Annotated in this window: 19 protein-coding genes; 2 read left to right on the top strand and 17 right to left on the bottom strand. The window is 65.0% G+C overall.

All coding sequences use genetic code 11. The features are described from left to right. Nucleotides 1–50: 50 nt before the first annotated feature. Nucleotides 51–881, bottom strand: coding sequence for a helix-turn-helix domain-containing protein (locus tag ACSYG9_RS12780; protein WP_440122886.1), 831 nt, complete (start codon nucleotides 879–881; stop codon nucleotides 51–53). Nucleotides 882–940: 59 nt separating this feature from the next. On the opposite strand from ACSYG9_RS12780, the gene ACSYG9_RS12775 reads away from it, so the two are divergent. Then, complete coding sequence (locus ACSYG9_RS12775; RefSeq protein WP_440122885.1) at nucleotides 941–2212, top strand: amidohydrolase family protein; 1272 nt, start codon at nucleotides 941–943, stop codon at nucleotides 2210–2212. A 65-nt stretch (nucleotides 2213–2277) separates the two neighbouring features. Beyond that, nucleotides 2278–2871, top strand: a complete 594-nt coding sequence (locus ACSYG9_RS12770; protein WP_454842715.1) for a TIGR03086 family metal-binding protein — start codon at nucleotides 2278–2280, stop codon at nucleotides 2869–2871. Nucleotides 2872–2956: 85 nt separating this feature from the next. On the opposite strand, the gene ACSYG9_RS12765 is transcribed toward ACSYG9_RS12770, so the two are convergent. The 16 genes from ACSYG9_RS12765 to ftsH all read right to left on the bottom strand — a co-directional run bounded on the left by ACSYG9_RS12765 (nucleotide 2957) and on the right by ftsH (nucleotide 19580). Then, entirely contained in the window at nucleotides 2957–5500 is a 2544-nt protein-coding gene (locus ACSYG9_RS12765; RefSeq protein WP_440122883.1) for an AAA family ATPase, read from the bottom strand. 260 nt (nucleotides 5501–5760) lie between these two features. After that, the gene (locus ACSYG9_RS12760) at nucleotides 5761–7191 is read right to left on the bottom strand and encodes a phospholipase D-like domain-containing protein (protein ID WP_454842712.1); all 1431 of its coding nucleotides are present in this window, start codon (nucleotides 7189–7191) and stop codon (nucleotides 5761–5763) included. Nucleotides 7192–7309: 118 nt separating this feature from the next. Next, the gene (locus ACSYG9_RS12755) at nucleotides 7310–7666 is read right to left on the bottom strand and encodes an Lsr2 dimerization domain-containing protein (protein ID WP_440122881.1); all 357 of its coding nucleotides are present in this window, start codon (nucleotides 7664–7666) and stop codon (nucleotides 7310–7312) included. Nucleotides 7667–7770: 104 nt separating this feature from the next. Then, a complete protein-coding gene (lysS, locus tag ACSYG9_RS12750; protein ID WP_440122880.1) occupies nucleotides 7771–9282 on the bottom strand; it encodes a lysine--tRNA ligase in 1512 nt (503 codons plus the stop codon). Nucleotides 9283–9337: 55 nt separating this feature from the next. Further along, nucleotides 9338–9790 carry a rhodanese-like domain-containing protein gene (locus ACSYG9_RS12745; RefSeq protein WP_454842710.1) on the bottom strand — a complete coding sequence of 151 codons (453 nt, stop codon included), beginning with the start codon at nucleotides 9788–9790 and terminating at the stop codon, nucleotides 9338–9340. A gap of 93 nt (nucleotides 9791–9883) precedes the next feature. Beyond that, nucleotides 9884–10723 (bottom strand): type III pantothenate kinase, encoded by an 840-nt coding sequence (locus tag ACSYG9_RS12740; RefSeq protein WP_440122878.1) that lies wholly within the window; start codon nucleotides 10721–10723, stop codon nucleotides 9884–9886. Nucleotides 10724–10725: 2 nt separating this feature from the next. Continuing rightward, entirely contained in the window at nucleotides 10726–11160 is a 435-nt protein-coding gene (gene panD, locus ACSYG9_RS12735) for an aspartate 1-decarboxylase (RefSeq protein WP_440122877.1), read from the bottom strand. Nucleotides 11161–11199: 39 nt separating this feature from the next. After that, nucleotides 11200–12138, bottom strand: a complete 939-nt coding sequence (gene panC, locus ACSYG9_RS12730; RefSeq protein ID WP_440122876.1) for a pantoate--beta-alanine ligase — start codon at nucleotides 12136–12138, stop codon at nucleotides 11200–11202. Further along, the gene (locus ACSYG9_RS12725) at nucleotides 12131–13066 is read right to left on the bottom strand and encodes a DUF2520 domain-containing protein (RefSeq protein WP_440122875.1); all 936 of its coding nucleotides are present in this window, start codon (nucleotides 13064–13066) and stop codon (nucleotides 12131–12133) included. The genes panC and ACSYG9_RS12725 overlap by 8 nt, the downstream gene beginning before the upstream one ends. A 137-nt stretch (nucleotides 13067–13203) precedes the next feature. Further along, on the bottom strand, nucleotides 13204–13974 hold the full coding sequence (locus ACSYG9_RS12720; RefSeq protein ID WP_440122874.1) for a DUF6779 domain-containing protein: 771 nt from the start codon (nucleotides 13972–13974) through the stop codon (nucleotides 13204–13206). A 95-nt stretch (nucleotides 13975–14069) separates the two neighbouring features. Further along, nucleotides 14070–14546: a DUF3180 domain-containing protein gene (locus ACSYG9_RS12715; protein ID WP_440122873.1), complete on the bottom strand. Its 477-nt coding sequence runs from the start codon at nucleotides 14544–14546 to the stop codon at nucleotides 14070–14072. Continuing rightward, complete coding sequence (gene folK / locus ACSYG9_RS12710) at nucleotides 14543–15097, bottom strand: 2-amino-4-hydroxy-6-hydroxymethyldihydropteridine diphosphokinase (protein WP_454842707.1); 555 nt, start codon at nucleotides 15095–15097, stop codon at nucleotides 14543–14545. The genes ACSYG9_RS12715 and folK overlap by 4 nt, the downstream gene beginning before the upstream one ends. Further along, nucleotides 15094–15462, bottom strand: a complete 369-nt coding sequence (gene folB, locus ACSYG9_RS12705; protein WP_440122871.1) for a dihydroneopterin aldolase — start codon at nucleotides 15460–15462, stop codon at nucleotides 15094–15096. Before folB ends, folK begins: the two co-directional genes overlap by 4 nt. Next, a complete protein-coding gene (gene folP, locus ACSYG9_RS12700) occupies nucleotides 15455–16279 on the bottom strand; it encodes a dihydropteroate synthase (protein ID WP_440127643.1) in 825 nt (274 codons plus the stop codon). Before folP ends, folB begins: the two co-directional genes overlap by 8 nt. Before the next feature lie 56 nt (nucleotides 16280–16335). Beyond that, the gene (gene folE, locus ACSYG9_RS12695; RefSeq protein WP_440122870.1) at nucleotides 16336–16989 is read right to left on the bottom strand and encodes a GTP cyclohydrolase I FolE; all 654 of its coding nucleotides are present in this window, start codon (nucleotides 16987–16989) and stop codon (nucleotides 16336–16338) included. A gap of 56 nt (nucleotides 16990–17045) precedes the next feature. Then, nucleotides 17046–19580 carry an ATP-dependent zinc metalloprotease FtsH gene (ftsH, locus tag ACSYG9_RS12690; RefSeq protein ID WP_440122869.1) on the bottom strand — a complete coding sequence of 845 codons (2535 nt, stop codon included), beginning with the start codon at nucleotides 19578–19580 and terminating at the stop codon, nucleotides 17046–17048. Nucleotides 19581–19661: the final 81 nt, after the last annotated feature.

Here is a 19661-nt window from a genome sequence, read left to right as displayed (position 1 = left end):
GAATCATGGCACCGAAACCTGACACGAAGTGTCGTGTTTGCTTCTCGAGGTCAGGACCGTTCGGTTGCGCTGCGGTGCCGGTACGACGACGGGGACTGCCCGCAGAAGTCACTGAAGGCCCTGGCGAACGAACTACCGTTGTCGAATCCGACGGCGCGGGCGGTTTCCTGAACAGACTGCTCCGGCGACGCGAGGAGCGCCATCGCGCGCAGCATCCGAGCCTGGAGTAGGTAGCTGCGCCATGACATCCTGACGTGCTCGTCGAACAACCGGCGCAAGGTGCGTTCGGAGACCGACACTGCGCGTCCGACCTCACCGATGGTGACGTCGTGGAGATTCGCCTTCGTGAACGCCATCGCCTCGTGCACGACGGGATGGTCCGACATCGGAAGGCTCAGGAGCGCTTCGTCGGAGTCGATGGCGTCGAGGACGAGACCGCCTAGGGTCGCGAAGAAGCGCTCTGCCGCGGCGTCGTCGGACAACCTGCCGACTGGCCATCGCTGCGCGTAGATGATCATTTCGCGGATGAGGGGCGAGACGTCGAGGACGGCGGCGCGTTCGCCCTGGAATCGCACCAGTTCCGGATCGAACATCACGGCGATCGAGCGGACTCTGGGGCTCATGGTCGCCTGGTGCCGCAATCCCGCCGGTATCCACACCGCTTGCTGAGGTGGCAACAGATAGTGGGTGGTCGCGGTCTCCACTTCGACCACACCGCCGACGGCGTACTCGATCTGGTGCATGTCGTGGCTGTGCCAGTCCGTCACGAGGCTCCCGCCCTCGTAGAGGTAACTTCCGGCGGTTATCGCCGCACTGCGACGCAGACTCTTGAGGTTGTCCGATCCTGCACGATGCATGGCCGATTGCGTAGAGACGGTCATGCTTATGAACGGTACAACAGGAGTAACCGCAATGTGACGAGCAGCACCCAGGAGTGAATATGCAACTCGACGACATGATTCTCGTGAGCATCGATGACCACGTGGTCGAACCACCCGACATGTTCGCCCGCCACGTCCCGGCCAAGTACAGGGACGAAGCACCCAAGGTCATCGTCACCGAGCAAGGGGTCGACCAGTGGGTCTACCAGGGGAAGCCGACAGGGGTCAGCGGACTCAACGCGGTGGTGTCGTGGCCCGCAGAAGAATGGGGTCGCGATCCCGCGCGGTTCGCCGAGATGCGCCCCGGCGTGTACGACATCCACGAGCGCGTACGCGACATGGACCGCAACGGCATCGTCGGTTCCATGTGCTTTCCCACGTTCACCGGTTTCTCGGCACGCCACCTGAACCAGCACCAGGCCGAGGTGACCATCGTGATGGTGCAGGCCTACAACGACTGGCACATCGACGAGTGGTGCGGTGCCTACCCCGATCGGTTCCTGCCGCTCGCCCTCCTGCCCACGTGGAACGTGCCTGCGATGTGCGACGAGATCCGACGCGTCGCGGCCAAGGGCTGCCGCGCCGTCACCATGCCCGAACTCCCCCACCTCGAGGGACTGCCCAGCTACCACGACATCGACTACTGGGGCCCGGTCTTCCAGACCCTGTCCGACGAGGGCGTCGTGATGTGCCTTCACATCGGTTCGGGGTTCGGCGCCATCTCGATGGCGAAGGATGCGCCCATCGACAACCTGATCGTGCTCGCTACCCAGATCTCCGCCATCGCGGCGCAGGATCTCCTGTGGGGCCCGGCCATGCGTTCCTACCCGGACCTGAAGTTCGCCTTCTCCGAAGGCGGCATCGGCTGGATACCCTTCTTCCTCGACCGCTGCGACCGGCACTACACCAACCAGCGCTGGCTCCGTCGCGACTTCGGCGGCAAGCTGCCCAGCGAGGTCTTCAAGGAGCACTCACTCGCCTGCTACGTCACCGACCCCACCGCGCTCAAGCTGCGTCACGAGATCGGCATCGACATCATCGCGTGGGAGTGCGACTACCCCCACTCCGATTGCTTCTGGCCCGATGCGCCGGAGAAGGTACTCGGCGAGCTCGAGGCCGCGGGCGCGACCGACGCCGAGATCGACAAGATCACCTGGCAGAACTCGTGCCGCTTCTTCAACTGGGACCCGTTCTCGAAGGTCGAACGCAAGGACGCGACCGTCGGAGCGCTGCGAGCCAAGGCAACCGACGTGGACGTGTCGATCCGATCCCGCGCTGAATGGGCAAAGCTCTACGAGGCGAAGCACAAAGACTCCGTGACAGCGGGGTGAATTCGTCCGAATCGATCGAAAATACCTGACAGAGGGTGTCGTGTTCGGCATCCATGCTGTGTGTCATGACCACGATGCAGACAGACCCTCGCCCCATGTTTCGCGAAGCACTCGATTGGGTGGCCGGACTCATCGACGGAGTCCGGCCCTCCCAGTTCACCGACCCCACCCCGTGCCCTGAGTTCGACGTGAGCTCCCTCATCGGGCACCTCCTCTCCACCGTCGACCGAGGCCGCGTCATCGGCGCAGGCGGCGACCCGCACACCGTGCCCGAGGCCCGCGATGAGCCCGCCGAGGGATGGGTCGCCGCGCTGCGCACGAGCGCCGACCGGTACTGGGAGGTGTGGAACGACGACGCGATGCTCGACACGGTGGTCACCGCCCCCTGGGGCACCTTCCCCGGACGCGCCGCGGTCCTCATCGCGCTCAACGAAGCACTCGTGCACGGTTGGGACCTGGCGGTGGCAACGGGTCAACCGGCGGAGGCCGACCCGGCCCTGGCCGATGCAGCTCTCGGCATCATGCAGCGTGCACTCCCCGAGACCCCGCGGGGCGGACCCGTCCCATTCGGCCCGGTGGTGGAACCCACTCCTGCCGCAGGAGCAACCGAACGCCTCGCCAACTGGTCCGGGCGACCGACCGCTGCGTGGAAGAACTGACGCCTGAACCAGCTGCCCAGCGATCTGCAACGCCGAGGGGCGGCACTCCGGATGGAGTGCCGCCCCTCGGCGTCTACGCGCGTTGTTACTGGGCTTCCGCTTCGCCCTCGCCGCTCTTCGCGAGCGCCACCGCCGGGGTGTCGGGCACCTCGGCCGGCTTCTCACTCGCCGCGAAGGTGAACTTCGCGTTCTCACCGGAACCTTCGCCGTCCCAGCCCTCGACGTCGACCAGGACGATGTGGCCTGCACCGATCTCGCCGAAGAGGATCTTCTCGGAGAGTTGATCCTCGATCTCGCGCTGAATGGTGCGACGCAGCGGGCGGGCGCCGAGCACCGGATCGAATCCTCGCTTGGCCAGCAGAGACTTCGCCTTCTCGGTGAGTTCGATCCCCATGTCCTTGTTCTTGAGCTGGGTCTCGACACGACCGATCATCAGGTCGACCATCTCGATGATCTGTTCCTGCGTGAGCTGGTGGAACACGATGATGTCGTCGATACGGTTGAGGAACTCCGGGCGGAAGTGCTTCTTCAGCTCGTCGTTGACCTTGTTCTTCATCCGCTCGTAGTTCGACTGGTCTCCCTTGCCGGAGCTGAAGCCAAGGCCGACAGCCTTCGAGATGTCCGACGTACCGAGGTTCGACGTGAAGATCAGCACCGTGTTCTTGAAGTCCACCGTGCGACCCTGACCGTCGGTCAGGCGACCGTCTTCGAGGACCTGCAGGAGCGTGTTGTAGATCTCCTGATGTGCCTTCTCGATCTCGTCGAACAGCACGACGGAGAACGGCTTGCGGCGGACCTTCTCGGTGAGCTGGCCGCCCTCTTCGTATCCGACGTATCCGGGAGGCGCACCGAACAGGCGCGACGCGGTGAAGCGGTCGTGGAACTCGCCCATGTCGATCTGGATGAGCGCGTCGTCCTCGCCGAACAGGAAGTTCGCGAGTGCCTTGGACAGCTCGGTCTTACCGACACCGGACGGGCCGGCGAAGATGAACGAGCCGGAGGGCCGCTTCGGATCCTTGAGGCCGGCGCGCGTACGACGGATGGCCTTCGCGACTGCCTTGACGGCGTCCTCCTGGCCGATGATCCGCTTGTGCAGCTCTTCCTCCATACGGAGAAGACGGGTGGTCTCCTCCTCGGTGAGCTTGAACACGGGGATGCCGGTCCAGTTCGCGAGCACCTCGGCGATCTGCTCTTCGTCGACCTCTGCCACGACATCAAGATCGCCTGCACGCCACTGCTTCTCGCGCTCGGAGCGCTGTGCGACGAGCTGCTTCTCCTTGTCGCGCAGGCTCGCGGCCTTCTCGAAGTCCTGCGCGTCGATCGCCGATTCCTTCTCGCGGCGCGCGTCGGCGATCTTGTCGTCGAACTCGCGCAGGTCCGGCGGCGCGGTCATCCGGCGGATACGCATCCGAGCGCCCGCCTCATCGATGAGGTCGATCGCCTTGTCCGGCAGGAAGCGATCGTTGATGTAGCGGTCGGCGAGGGTCGCCGCAGCCACGAGCGCCTTGTCCGAGATCGAAACGCGGTGGTGCGCCTCGTAGCGGTCGCGCAGACCCTTGAGGATCTCGATGGTGTGCTCGACCGTCGGCTCACCGACCTGGACGGGCTGGAAGCGACGCTCGAGCGCTGCGTCCTTCTCGATGTACTTGCGGTACTCGTCGAGAGTGGTCGCGCCGATCGTCTGCAGTTCACCGCGAGCGAGCTTCGGCTTGAGGATCGATGCGGCGTCGATCGCGCCTTCTGCTGCACCCGCGCCGACGAGCGTATGCAGCTCGTCGATGAACAGGATGATGTCGCCGCGGCTGTTGATCTCCTTGAGGACCTTCTTGAGGCGTTCCTCGAAGTCACCGCGGTACCGGCTGCCTGCGACGAGAGAACCCAGATCGAGCGTGTAGAGCTGCTTGTCCTTGAGGGTTTCCGGAACCTCGCCGTTGACGATCGCCTGAGCCAGACCCTCGACCACGGCGGTTTTGCCGACGCCGGGCTCACCGATGAGCACCGGGTTGTTCTTGGTGCGACGGGACAGCACCTGCATGACCCGCTCGATTTCCTTCGCACGACCGATGACCGGATCGAGCTTGCCTTCGAGAGCGGCCTGCGTGAGGTTCCGGCCGAACTGGTCGAGCACGAGCGACGTCGACGGGGTGCCGGCCTCGCCGCGGCTGGTGCCGGCCTCCTGCGGTTCCTTGCCCTGGTAACCCGAGAGCAGCTGGATGACCTGCTGGCGGACACGGTTCAGGTCGGCGCCGAGCTTCACGAGCACCTGAGCTGCCACGCCTTCGCCCTCACGGATGAGGCCGAGGAGGATGTGCTCGGTACCGATGTAGTTGTGACCGAGCTGCAGCGCCTCACGGAGGCTGAGCTCGAGCACCTTCTTGGCACGGGGAGTGAACGGGATGTGCCCGGACGGGGCCTGCTGTCCCTGGCCGATGATCTCCTCGACCTGACTGCGGACACCTTCCAGGGAGATCCCCAACGACTCGAGCGACTTCGCCGCCACGCCCTCACCCTCGTGGATGAGGCCCAGGAGGATGTGCTCCGTGCCGATGTAGTTGTGGTTGAGCATCCTGGCTTCTTCTTGAGCCAGGACAACGACGCGCCGCGCGCGATCGGTGAACCTTTCGAACATCGCACTCCCTCACACTCTCGGCCGACGGATCCGGTACGAGGTTGTCCCGGACCCCGGCAGCCGCTCTTCGCTCCGGCACTCGAGTCGTTCACATCGAACCAGCGAAGGTTCCACGATCCCACTCGACACTCTAGTTGGCGTGAATTCCACCCGCTTCCCCTCCACCCCGGAAGGGGGTAGCGGAAAACACGACTACAAGAGGTAACGCTGCACGTGACGCATACGTTTCCGCAACCTGTACGCCAGAAGCGAACAGGTGGTCAGCGAGTGAGAACCTGTTGGATCAGCCGAGCTGCACTCTTCGGTGCCCGCTCCGGATCCATGAGCGCGTTCTCCGCGAGGGGACTGCCCTCCTCTCCAACCGTACCCGGTCGGAACGGACGCAGGGAACGGCCCGAACCCCGCAGGCGCTCGATCGCTGCGAGCAACGACCCCTCTTCCTCCACGGCCCGGTCCCAGGTCTGCGCATCGACGTCGAGGTGCTCGCAGAGAAGTCTGCTGCGCAGGTCTGCCGCTGCGCGAGAGACGGGATCGCCTGCACGAGCGGCTTCGAGTGCAAGATCGCATTCGGTGTCGAATCCCATGGACCGGTTGTTGAGGTTCGACGATCCGATCCGTACCAGGGTGTCGTCCATGACGACGACCTTCGCGTGCACATAGATCGGTCTCCCGGCCTCGGTCACCGGGTAGTAGGCCTCGAATCTGCCGTGGACATCAGCGGCCCACAGCAGATGCAACAGAGAACGCCTGGCACCGTCCATCGCCTTCTGCTCGAGCCAGCCCTCCGCATTGCGGGGTATCACGAGCACGATCTCGGGGCCGTCGTCCTCACGCAGCCTCGCGGCGAGTGCTTCCGCGATCGTGCGGGACGCCAGATACTGGCTCTCGAGGTACAGACTGCTCCGGGCATCCGCGATCACCGCGAGATAGAGCGCCTCGATCTCGTGGATGCCCTCACGGCCGCCGTACTCGGGCAGAGTTCTGGCGATCGACACGTCGATGTCGGTGACCGAGGGCGCGAGCCCGTCAGGCCAGATTGCGTCACGAGGACCGACGGGGTCGAGATCCACCCCTGTTGCCGAATGCCATCGCGCACGCGCCTGGTCGCCGAGTGCGCGTGCGGCCGCGCCGTCCACCGCGGCGGTGACGTCGTGCCAGGGACCGTAGCGTCGCCCGTTCGGCTCACGTCGATATCGACTGTGGTCGGGGTGATCGGAAGTGTCCCACCGGTCGACGGTCATGTCGATGCCGCCGCAGAATGCCAGCGTGTCGTCGATGACGATGATCTTCTGGTGATGGGCTGCGCCGACCGGGTGCGCGCCATCCATTTCGAAATGCACCCGCGGGTCGGTGAGCCAGTCGAGGACGAACACCGGCGTCATGCCCCTGCCTATCGCTGTGAGCGCACCGATGTTCCATTTGAGGAGGTGGATGTCGAGGTCCGGATTCTGCTTCGGGAGCCATTTCAGAAATGCGCCGAGCCGGTTCGGCCCCTCCAGCGTACGACCGCCTGGTTCGAACTTGATCCGGGTATCGAAATCCCATCCGATCAGCATGATGCGTTCGCGCGCCTGCAACATCGCCGATTTCGCGTGACGAAAATAGTCCGCTGCCTCGACGATGAAGGTGAGGCGATCGGCGTGCTCCGTCCTCCAGCATGTTTCCCCCGGCACCAGCACACGTTCGGCCATGAGCAGAGATGTTACGCCGGAAGACACCGGAGACAATGCACGCGAACGAAATGCGACAGCACCGTCGGTGTCCGCTGCTGCGGACCCCGACGGTGCTGTACAGCCTGAGCCGAAAAACTCAGTGCGCGTTGTTGTACTGCTCGATGATGTCGGCCGAGATCCGCCCACGCGCGGAGACCTGGAGATCGTTGTTTCGCGCCCATTCACGGATAGCAGCAGTTTGCTCGCGATCCGTTGTTCCCCGCGACGACTTGCTCGCCGCCGGTGCACTTTGTACGACTTTGCTGCGCTTACGGCCGCCGACCTTACGGGCGTGCTGAATCCAGTACTCCAACTGTTCCCGCAACGCTGCCGCATTGTCTTCCGACAGATCGATCTCGTAGGTCACGCCGTCGAGTCCGAACTCTACCGACTCGTCTGCCGCCGATTCCTGGTCGACATCGTCGATAAGTGTGACGGTGACCTTCTTTGCCATGTGCTGGAAACCCTCTCCATCAAGAAATGCGCTTTCCCCCCACGGGACCAGACCACAATACCGCGCAATTAACGCATGTCTATACCGAAAGGTTTCGGACCTATTCAGCGAGTGGTCGGACGAACAATGGGGAAGAGGATAGTTTCCCTGATTCCCAGACCGGTCAGCGCCATCAGCAGCCGATCGATTCCCATCCCGGTTCCCGTGGTAGGAGGCATTCCCTGTTCCATAGCGGCGAGGAAATCCTCGTCGAGAGCCATTGCCTCGTCATCGCCCTCGGCCGCGAGACGTGCCTGATCCACGAACCGCTCGCGCTGAATTACGGGATCGACGAGTTCCGAATATCCGGTGGCAAGCTCGAAACCGCGCACATAGAGGTCCCATTTTTCCGTGACTCCGCGCACAGTGCGGTGATCACGAGTAAGCGGCGAGGTCTCGACCGGAAAATCGCGGACGAAAGTGGGCTCGTTCAACTGGTCGCTACACGTGTGCTCCCACAGCTCTTCCACAAGCTTGCCGTGGCCCCATCCCTTACCTTCGGGAATTTCGAGCCCCACCTTGCCTGCCAGAGCGGTCAATTCCGCGATCGTAGTGTCGGGTGTGACATCGGTTCCGATCGCCTGCGACAACGACGGGTACATTTCGAGGACTTTCCATTCCCCGCCGAAGTCGTATTCGGTGCCGTCCGCAAGAGTGACGACGTGGCTGCCGAACACAGCGAACGCGACCTCCTGGATCATCTCGCGAATCATCCTCGCGGAATCGTCGTACGTACCGTAGGCCTCGTAGGTCTCGAGCATCGCGAACTCCGGTGAATGCGTGGAGTCGGCACCCTCATTACGGAAATTGCGGTTGATTTCGAAGACCTTGTCGATGCCGCCGACCACACAACGCTTGAGGAACAGCTCGGGCGCGATACGCAGATACAGGTCGATGTCGAGCGCATTCGAATGCGTCACGAAGGGGCGTGCGGCAGCACCACCGTGCAGCGTCTGGAGCATCGGCGTCTCGACCTCGAGAAATCCGCGGCGCTCGAGCGCATTTCGAACCTCACGCACGACCTCGACGCGCATCCGAGCGTTCTTGCGGGCCTCCGGGCGGACGATCAGATCGACATAGCGCTGCCGAACCCGGGATTCCTCGTTCATCTCCTTGTGCGCGACAGGCAGCGGTCGCAGCGCCTTCGACGCCATCGTCCAAGAATCGGCCATGACGCTGAGTTCGCCGCGCTTGGAGCTGATCACTTCACCGTGCACGAACACGAAATCACCCAGGTCGACGAGCGCCTTCCACTCGGCGAGGGACTCCTCCCCCACGGCGGCGAGACTGACCATCACCTGCAGCTGGGTTCCGTCGCCTTCCTGCAGGGTGGCGAAGCACAGCTTGCCGGTGTTGCGCATGAAGATCACACGTCCGACCACACCGACCTGCACACCGGTCGCTGTGTCCGGTTCGAGGTCGGGGTACTCGGCACGAATCTCCGCGAGCGTGTGCGTGCGCGGCACGACGACGGGATACGCATCCTTGCCTTCGGCCAGGAGCCGTTCGCGCTTGTCGCGGCGGACCCGGATCTGTTCGGGGGTATCGTCGGGCTGCTGAACGCTGGCATCACTCACGGGTAACCAGACTATCCGAGAGCGCCACGTCACAACGTCGCAGCCGCACAGTTCCTCAGTGCGCTGTGACGCGCTCCACGTCGGCGAGGATGTGATGGGCCTGGGTGACGGCCTGAACCATCCGGGCCGCCAGGATCGCGTGGTAGCCGCCCGCCATGTGGGAGACACGACGCAGACCCCGCTGTTGCAGGCTCGCGACGAGACGGTGCGAATCGGTGCCCTCAGCTGATACCAGGATCCACTCGACATCCAGGTCGACGGCGACGGCCAGACGGCCGGGATTCGCGGGGTCGAGTCGGGCTGTGACCAGCTCCTCGGAGATCGCGAGGGCGCCGGGCAGGGTGCCCTGAGCATCGCGCTGAGCCGTGGTGCGGACATCGACGATCACCGCGCCGCGAGCAACGGCGGCAGCCAGCTCTGTGGGATAGGTGCGCTCGACGGCAAGCGGCAGAAGCGCAACCGGAGCGGAGGGCGATGAAGAAAAGGACGAGACAAGCGCAGCGCGCATGAGAAAACTCCCAGGAAGGTGTTATCGATCGAGGCGGACGTCAGCCTCGACAACACTCCTGGGCACACATGCGGCAGATCACGAGAGACATTCTTACACAGAATCGCGGCGCGCGGAAGCCTCGGCGGCTCCCCGCCTCGAGGCACGCCGTTCCTGATTCCGCTCGTAGACCAACCTCAGTCCTTCGAGGGTCAAGTCCGGTTCGTGATGCTCGAGCAGACGCGATTCCTCCATGATCAGCGGGGCACTGTCGCCGGTGGCAATCACCACGACGTCGTCACCGCCGAATCCGGGGACCTCCGTGCACACACGGCCGACGAGCCCGTCGACCATGCCGGCAAAGCCGAAAACCGCTCCGGATTGCATGCATTCGACAGTGTTCTTGCCGAGCACCGCACGCGGCCGCACGAGTTCGACCATGCGCAATGCCGCCGATTGCGACGCCAGTGCGTCCATCGAGATCTCCACCCCGGGCGCGATGCAGCCACCGAGGAACTCGCCCTTCGCGGACACCACGTCGACGCAGGTCGACGTACCGAAGTCGACGACAATGCAGGGGCCGCCGTAGAAATGGTGGGCGGCAAGACTGTTGACGATCCGGTCTGCGCCGACCTCCTTCGGATTGTCGACGAGCAGCGGAACACCCGTACGGACACCGGGTTCGACCACCACATGAGGTACCCGATCCCAGTACCGGGCGAGCATCACCCTCAACTCCCGCAACACCGACGGGACCGTCGACAGCGCAGCGACACCGGTGATCTGCTCCACGTGATCACCCAGCAACCCACGGAACGCGAAAGCGAGTTCGTCCGCGGTCATCCGCGAATCGGTGCGAATCCGCCAATCCCGCAGCAGTTTTGCGTGCGAACCGCTGCCGGTGAAAAGGCCCAGAACGATGTTGGAATTCCGGACATCGACAGCCAGGAGCACCGCTACACCATCGATGCGTCGAGAGTCGACAGCATCCGCGGGGTGATCAGACCGGACCCCTCGGGTGCGTGCGCGGGGTCGCTGCCCAGTTCGACCTGGCGGTTCTCCGCATCGACGAACACGACACGCGGCGCGTAATCCTTGCATTCCTGTTCGTTCATCACGCCGTAGGCAATGAGAATGACCAGGTCGCCGGGGCTCACGAGATGCGCTGCAGCGCCGTTGATCCCGATGACACCAGATCCACGCTCGCCGGCGATGACGTACGTCTCGAGACGGTTGCCGTTGTCGATGTCGACGATGCACACCTGCTCACCTTCGAGCAGATCCGCCGCGTCCATCAGATCCTGGTCGACCGTCACCGAACCGACGTAATGCAGGTCGGCGTGCGTCACCGTTGCGCGGTGGATCTTCGACTTCATCATGGTGCGAAACATGTCGATCCTCAGTTTCTTTCTTCTCGTCGTGAACTCGCGTCAGCGAGCGAGCAGGTCGTCTTCGGCATCAGGATCGACCGGACCGGTCGCCCGTTCGAGGAAGCCGGTCCCGACCGCGACCCCCACGTTGTCGATCAAACGGGTGGAGCCCAGTCGTGCGGCCACGAGCAGCCGACCGTCGCCTCGCTCGGGAGCTTCGCCGAGGTCGGCTCCGCGCAACTCCAAGTAGTCCACCTCGATTGCAGGTGCGGAGGCCAGCACGTCGTGCGCCGCCGACAGGATCGCGTCGGCGCCACCGGCAGCGGCATGCGCGCCCGCGACGAGCGCCGCGGACAGGACGGTGGCGATCTCTCGCTGGTCGGCGTCGAGGTAGCGGTTGCGCGACGACAGCGCGAGGCCGTCGGATTCACGGACCGTGGGCACACCGATGATCCGAACGTCGAAGTTCAGGTCGGTCACCATCTGGCGGATCAACGTGAGCTGCTGATAGTCCTTCTCGCCGAAGAACGCGCTGTTCGGTCCGACGATCTGCAGCAACTTCGCGACGACCGTGAGCATTCCTGCGAAATGCGTCGGGCGCGATCCGCCTTCGAGCTCGGCACCGAGTGGACCCGGATGGATCATCGTGCGGCGCCCGGCCGGGTACATCGCGGCGACGGACGGGACGAACACGAGTTCCACTCCGGCTTCGCGCAGCAACTCGACGTCCGCGTCAACGGTGCGCGGGTATGCGTCGAGGTCTTCGTTCGCACCGAATTGCAATGGATTGACGAAGATCGACACCACCACGACCGCGCCGGTCAGCTTGGCCTGCCGCACGAGTTCGAGGTGCCCGGTGTGGAGTGCACCCATTGTCGGTACGAGGGCCACGGTACGACCGACGCCGCGCAGCGCCTTCGTGACCTTCGTCAAGGCAGCCGGGTCGTGGTGCACGGTCAGTTCGCCGCGCACGTATCCGCGCTGTTCCGTTTCACTCACCGTGATCAGCCCCTTCGAGGATTTCCATCAGTTCCGGCTTCGAACCGGTGCGCTGTGCAGATCTCAACGACAGAGCGCGGTATCCCGCGGCGATCTGCGGATCGACGTCCTCCAGCACACGCAAGTGTGTGGCCACCGCGTCGGCGTCGCCGCGTGCCACCGGGCCGGTCAGGGCCGCCGGACCGCGCCGCAGGACGTTGTCGAGTGCTGCGGTGAGCAGCGGCGCAATGACACGCTCGGCGACTCCGCCGGGCTCGGCATCGACGAGTTGCTGGCCGAGGAGTTCGTCCCCTGCAAGTGCGGTCCGCAGGGCTTCGACGGCGTCGGACACCAGTGTGACCAGATGATTGCTGCCGTGAGCGAGAGCCGCGTGGTAGAGCGGGCGCATCGCCTCGGACACCCGGACCGGTTCACCGCCGATCTCGATGACGAGCGCCTGCGCAATCGCGTAGCCGACCTCGTCGGCGGCGGTGATCCCGAAGCACGTCGACGACAGACGTGCTGTGTCCTCGTCGTGGCCGGTGAAGGTCATCGCGGGATGGATCGCGAGCGGAGTTGCTCCGACTCCGGTCAGCGGCGCGAGGATCTCGATGCCGTGGGCACCGGAACAGTGCGCGACCAATGTTCCACGGCGCACGACCCCGGTGGCTGCAAGGCCGGAAACCAATCCGGCGAGCTCCGAATCAGGCACTGCCAGCAGGAGCAGATCGCATCTGCCCGCGACTTCGTCGACAGGCAGGATCTGAGACTCCGGCAGACGCGTGTGGGCGCGATGCTTGGACGCTTCGGACACTGCCGAACAGGCAACGACAACGTGGCCGGCACGTTCGAGCGCCGCTCCCAGTGCGGTTCCGACACGCCCTGCGGAAACGATGCCCACGGACAGCCGGGCAGGGGCAGGCGCGTTTGTGATCCCGAAGGAAGTCACGGGGGTCCTCTCGTTCGTTCCAGTCCCGCGCGGCGGGTACCAGACGTTCTGCACGACAATAGCGCGCGGCCTTTGTGACAGGCCATGGAGAAGCGGCGTGATCTACACCTCACCGAAGAGGCCCACAGGCGCGGTTCTCAGCGATCCGACGACAGGTTCGCCAGGATTTCAGCGACGGACCGTCCCTGTGCGTGGCTGCCGGACGCCTCCGCGTCACGGCGACGACGAGCCCGTCGCCCCGCCGGTATACCCGGTGTGTCCGACTTCCCGGCTGTGGCTTCGGCATCAGCTGTGGCTTCGGCATCATCGGACTCGGCCGCTCGGTCCGCATCCGACTGCTCGGCACCGGACGTCACGATCTCGGTCTCCGCCGTCAACGGCTCGTCGTCGGGCGATGCAAATGCCGGACCGGAGGGGCTCGGGGCGTTCACCCGGGGCGCGCTGTCGAGTTCGCGGACGGACTCGCCCTCCAGCGCGAGACCGTCGTCGGGGAGCTTCCCGTCGAACAATGCTTCGAGGCTGCGGCGCAGCGCCGCGAGTTCGGTTCGCAGTGCGGTCATTTCGTCGGCGTCGATCCGGAGCTCGGATCGGACCTTCTCCTCGACCCCCAACTCGTATTCGCGGCGTGCCGAGATCTCGCGGTCGAGCTGCAACTCGTACACGGTCTTGAGGTCTTCCGCCTTGGCCTTGTCGAGCGCCGATTCCCGGCGGTATTTCGTCATTGCGATGGCTCCGACGACCGCGCACCACAAGGCGACGACCACAGCGATCCGTAGCATCTGAACGCTGTCGCTGAACACGAGTAACAACGAGGCAACCATCGCGAGCGCAAGCAGCCCGGCGACGATGACCGAGCCGGAACTGCGCCACGGCCGCCGATCCTTACTCTCTCGCCCCCGGGACACCATGATTACCAGGGTACTGGCCGACGCTCTGCCGGGCCTGACATCACCGCGACACCCAGTCGAATTGCGACGTTCGGCCCGCTGGGCCGAACGCACCGTCAGGTCGCGGGCTCGGACGGCTCGTCCGGATCCTCGGGTGTGCGGCAACAATGTTCGAGCCACAATGCTGCCGCGACGAGCACGACACCCGCGATCGCACCGACGATCACTCCCGAAGTGTCTTCGGACGCCGCCTGCACCGTGCCTCGCTGCGGCAGGAGATACAGCAGAAAGCCCACCCACACTCCGGCGCTTGCCGCACCGACGAGCGCAGACGCCTTCGCCAGCGCCACCGAGCGTGCCGCGGTGATGGGATGCAACTGGCGAGGTCCGTCGCCGAGCTGATGGTTGTTCACCCGCGAGCGGATCATGAATGCGAGCACCGCTTCGAGGGCAGCCACCGGATACAGCGATGCACCGGCATAGACCGGGATCGGCGGCAACGAACCGTACATGGTGCGGATCAGCAACCACGCAACCACCGCAGCGAGCAGCCCGAGAGCCAGCAGGTCGCGGATTCGCGTCGCTTTCATCATGGGCGATCCCCGGGATCGTCCTCCGCGCCCGGCGCATGATCGATCAGCGAGAGGTCGGTGCGGTGCACGCCGTCGCGTTCGGCCTCGTCGAGGTCCGAGAGCCAGTCCGAGATCGGTCGGGTGTGCCCATTCGCGGCGAGACTCGCAGCCGGTTCGACGTCGAGCCAGGGCACCAGGACGAAGGCACGCTCGTGTGCGCGAGGATGCGGCAGCAACAACTCGGGATCGTCACTGCGCACCTCCCCCGCATCGGTCCGGCAGACGACGACATCGACGTCGAGGCTTCGAGGGCCCCAATGCTGCGCTCGGACGCGAGCGGCAGCAGCTTCGAGTTCGCGTCCCAGCGTCAGCCAGTCGTACTCGTCGAAACCGTCGTCCTCGGCGACCACGACGGCGTTGAGGAAATCCTGTTGCTCGACACCACCCCACGGCGCAGTGGAGTACACACTCGACACCGCGCATACTCGCGGTCCAAGGGCGCCGACAACGGTTTTCAGATGCGCGAGCCGGTCTCCGAGGTTGGAACCGATCGACAGCACCGCGCGACTCATTCGGAGCCCCGGGTCCGATCGACCACCACCGCCACATCGGTGAAGGTCAAGGGGATCGGCGCCGACGGCTTGTGCACGGTCACCTCCACTCGCGTCACCCGGCCATCAGCCAGGACGCTGTCTGCGATCCGGCCGGCCACTGTCTCGATGAGATCGTGCGCAGGGCCGGCGACGATCGCGGCGGCCCGCTCGGCGAGTCCCCCGTAATCGAGGGTGTCGACGAGATCGTCGCTGGCTCCGGCCGGTGCCAGGTCCAGCCACGCGACGATGTCGATGAAGAAGTCCTGCCCGTCACGCTTCTCGTGATCGAACACCCCGTGGTTGCCGCGAACCTTCAGCCCGCGCAGCTCGATGCGATCACCCACCGCGTACACCTTCCGCACTGCCTCGTTGCCATGCCCGGACCACGGCGAGCGCATCGCGACTCGCCTGCACATCGTGTACTCGCACACCCCACGCACCGTGTGTCGCAGCGAGGGCCGAAACGACCGCGGTCGCGACCTCGCGCCCATCCGGCGAGCGCACCGCCCCATCGGGTGCGGCGAGCAGCGACCCCAGGAATCGTTTGCGCGACGCACCGATCAGCACCGGGAGTCCGAGTTCGGTCAGCTCGGGTAGTCGATGAAGGAGTTCCCAATTGTGATCGGGGTTCTTCACGAATCCCAGACCGGGATCGAGGACGAGGTTCTCGCGCGCGACTCCCGCCGCGAGTGCAGCATCGACCTGGGTGAGGAGTTCGTCGCGAACCTCGCGCACGACATCGTCGTAGTGGGTGCTCCCTCCGGCGTGCACGAACTCGCCGGTGGGTCGCCAGTGCATCAGAATCCACGGGACTCCCGCCGACGCCACAACCGACGCCATGTTCGGATCCGCCCGGCCTCCCGATACGTCGTTGACGATCGTCACCCCGGCTTCGATGGCAACGGCGGCAACGGACGCGCGCATGGTGTCGACGCTGGTGGCGATCCCGGCCGCAGCCAGAGCCTCGATCACAGGCGCGACGCGTGCGGCCTCGATCTCGGGGTCGACCCGGGCCGCGCCAGGACGAGTCGATTCGCCGCCGACATCGACGATGTCGACTCCGAGTTCCCTGAGCTCGAATCCGCGGGCGATCGCGGTGTCACGATCGAGATAGCGCCCTCCGTCGGAGAAGGAGTCGCTGGTGACGTTGAGTACGCCCATCACGATGGGCCACTGTGCGTCCCGCACGAGGGGCCACTGTGTGTCCGTATGGATTCTCACCGGCGCAGGATGAGATCCAGGGCTTCTGCGCGAGACGCCGAACTCGTCTGGAACAACCCGCGCACCGCGGATGTCGTGGTGCTCGCTCCCGGCTTCCGGATACCGCGCATCGCCATGCACAGGTGCTCGGCTTCGACGACGACGATGGCGCCGCGCGGCTCGAGCTTGCGCACGAGTGCGTCGGCGATCTGACTCGTCAGACGTTCCTGCACCTGCGGTCGCTTCGCGTAGAGGTCGACGAGACGGGCGAGTTTCGACAGTCCCGTCACGCGACCGGTGGGCCCGGGGATGTAGCCGACGTGGGCGACACCGTGAAACGAGACCAGGTGGTGCTCACACGTCGAGTACATCGGAATGTCGCGCACCATGACGAGTTCCTGGTGGCCTTCGTCGAAGGTGGTGTTGAGGACCTCGTCGGGAACGGTGAACAGTCCGCTGAACACCTCGCGGTAGGCCCGTGCGACACGAGCCGGGGTGTCACGCAGCCCTTCGCGCTCGGGGTCCTCGCCGACAGCGATGAGCAGTTCCCGCACGGCTGCTTCGGCCCGGGCCTGATCGAAGGGCCGACCCGACGACAGACTCAACGACTCAGTGTCGTCATGGTTGCCCGAGGTACGACTCGCCTCCGTATTGAGGTGATTCACCGACACCCGACGTCCTCCACTTTCTGGATGTGATCTGGGAACTACGCTGTTTCCGCGCGAGCTCAGCGGTGGCCTGCCGGCCCGTCCCACGGTTGCGTGGGGGGAGGCTCGGGAGGTGTCCGGCCGTCGTCGTCGCGCTGCGGGTCGGGGTCGCCGCCTGCGCCGCTCACGCCGTCCGCGTTGCCCTGCTGTGTCCAGTCGGGGTAGCCCCGCTGATAGACGCCGCCGGACTGGTCCTGCGGCTGGTTCGGCCGATCTTGCGGAGGCCATCCGGGCGCCGACCAACCCGCGGGAGCACCGTAATCGGGGCGGGTCGCGTGCCGGGGGCCGCCCGTGTACTGGTCGGCAGCCGGAGGGAAGCCCGGCATGGGTTCCGACGCGGGTGCCGGTTGCGGAGCCTGGTAGCCGTTGCCCTGACCGGACGGCTGCTGCGGCTGCTGATGCGGTGCCGGACCGGGCGCCTGCGGAGGCTGTCCCGCAGCCGGCTGTCCGAACAGCTGCTGGGTCGGAGCAGGACCGGTGGACTGAGGCGCCTGACCTGCGGGCTGCTGCGGCTGCTGGTACGGCTGCTGCTGCGGTGGCGGCGGGAACTGCTGCGGTTGCTGCGGCACCTGCGGCTGTTCCTGCGGCGCGGGCTTGGTCAGCGACGGCGGCTCCGGCGGCCACGGCTCACCGCGTTCCTTGGCGAGTTCGCCGGGAGTCTTGATCGGCGGCTTGTCCGACGGCACACGATCACCGAAATCATTGAATGTCGTGATCCGGGGACGTTTCTCGACCGTAGCGAGAATCCGTTCGAGGTCCTTGCGGGTGAGCGTCTCGTGCTCGAGCAGTTCACCTGCGATGAGGTCGAGTGCGTCGCGATACTGGTTGAGAATCGACCAGGCTTCCGTGTGCGCAGCCTCGATCAGGTTGCGCACCTCCTCGTCGATCTCGCGTGCGATCTCATGCGAGTAGTCGGACTGCACGCCCATGGATCTGCCCAGAAACGGATCGCCCTGTTCCTGGCCGTAGCGGACGGCTCCGAGCTTCGCACTCATGCCGTACTCGGTGACCATCGCGCGGGCGATCTTGGTCGCTTGGTCGATATCGGATGACGCACCGGTGGTGGGCTCGCGGAACACCAGTTCTTCCGCGGCTCGGCCACCCATTGCCATGACGAGCCGCGCGATCATCTCCGAGCGTGTCATCAGGCCCTTGTCGTCCTCGGGCACTGTCATCGCGTGTCCGCCGGTACGGCCACGAGCAAGGATCGTGACCTTGTAGACGGGTTCGATATCGGGCATCGCCCACGCTGCGAGTGTGTGTCCGCCTTCGTGGTAGGCGGTGATCTTCTTCTCGTGCTCGCTGATGATCCGGCTCTTACGACGGGGGCCGCCGATCACGCGGTCGACAGATTCTTCGAGGATCGCCTCGGTGATGACGGTGCCGTTCTCACGGGCGGTCAGCAACGCAGCCTCGTTGACGACGTTCGCGAGATCCGCGCCGGACATACCTACGGTGCGCTTCGCGAGGCCTTCGAGGTCGGCATGCTGGTCGATCGGCTTGCCCTTGGAATGCACCTGGAGGATCGCGCGACGCCCGGCCAGATCGGGATTGCTGACGGGGATCTGCCGGTCGAAGCGACCGGGACGCAGCAGGGCGGGATCGAGGATGTCCGGGCGGTTCGTGGCCGCGATGAGGATGATTCCCTGGCGGTCGCCGAAGCCGTCCATCTCCACCAGCAATTGGTTGAGTGTCTGCTCACGCTCGTCGTGCCCGCCGCCGAGTCCTGCGCCGCGCTGACGGCCGACCGCGTCGATCTCGTCCACGAAGATGATGCACGGCGAATTCTGCTTGGCCTGCTCGAAGAGGTCGCGTACGCGCGAGGCGCCGACACCGACGAACATCTCGACGAAGTCGGAGCCGGAGATCGTGAAGAACGGGACTCCCGCTTCACCTGCGACCGCGCGGGCGAGCAGGGTCTTGCCGGTGCCGGGAGGTCCGTACAGAAGTACGCCCTTCGGGATCTTCGCGCCCAATGCCTGGTAACGAGCAGGGTTCTGCAGGAAGTCCTTGATCTCGTAGAGCTCTTCGACGGCTTCGTTCGCGCCTGCGACGTCGGCGAAGGTCGTCTTCGGCATGTCCTTCGACAGCTGCTTGGCCTTCGACTTACCGAAGCCCATCATGCCGCCACGGCCGCCACCTTGCATCCTGCTCATCACGAAGATGAACACACCGAGCAGGATGATCATCGGCAACACGAACAGCAGAATCGACGTCAGCCAGCTCTCCTGGGTGACCTGCGTGTCGAATGATTCGGCATCGGATGCAGCGACCTTGTCGAAAACCTGCTCGGAGGCCGAGGCCGGGTACTTCGCGAGGATCTCGGTCGAGCCTTCGGTCGAGTCGTTACCGCTGTCGAGCCACAACCTGACCTGCTGCTCACGGTCGTCGATCTGCGCTTGCTTGACGTTGCCTGCGTCGAGCTGCGCGATCGCGACGGACGTATCGACCTTTGTGAAGCCGCGCGTGTCGTCGCCGAAGTAACTGAAGGCGTAGATGACCAACAGGATGCCGAGGACTATCCCCAGATTACGAAACACTGTCTTGCGGTTCATACAGGTTCGGCCGGGCCGGCCGGTCCTTTCGATAGTGGCGTCAGCAATGTGGTCGTTGTGGCGCTTCCCAGACCCGTGACC

It is taken from the genome of Rhodococcus sp. SJ-2, assembly GCF_053750035.1.
This window is presented reverse-complemented; position numbering and strand designations above follow the sequence as displayed.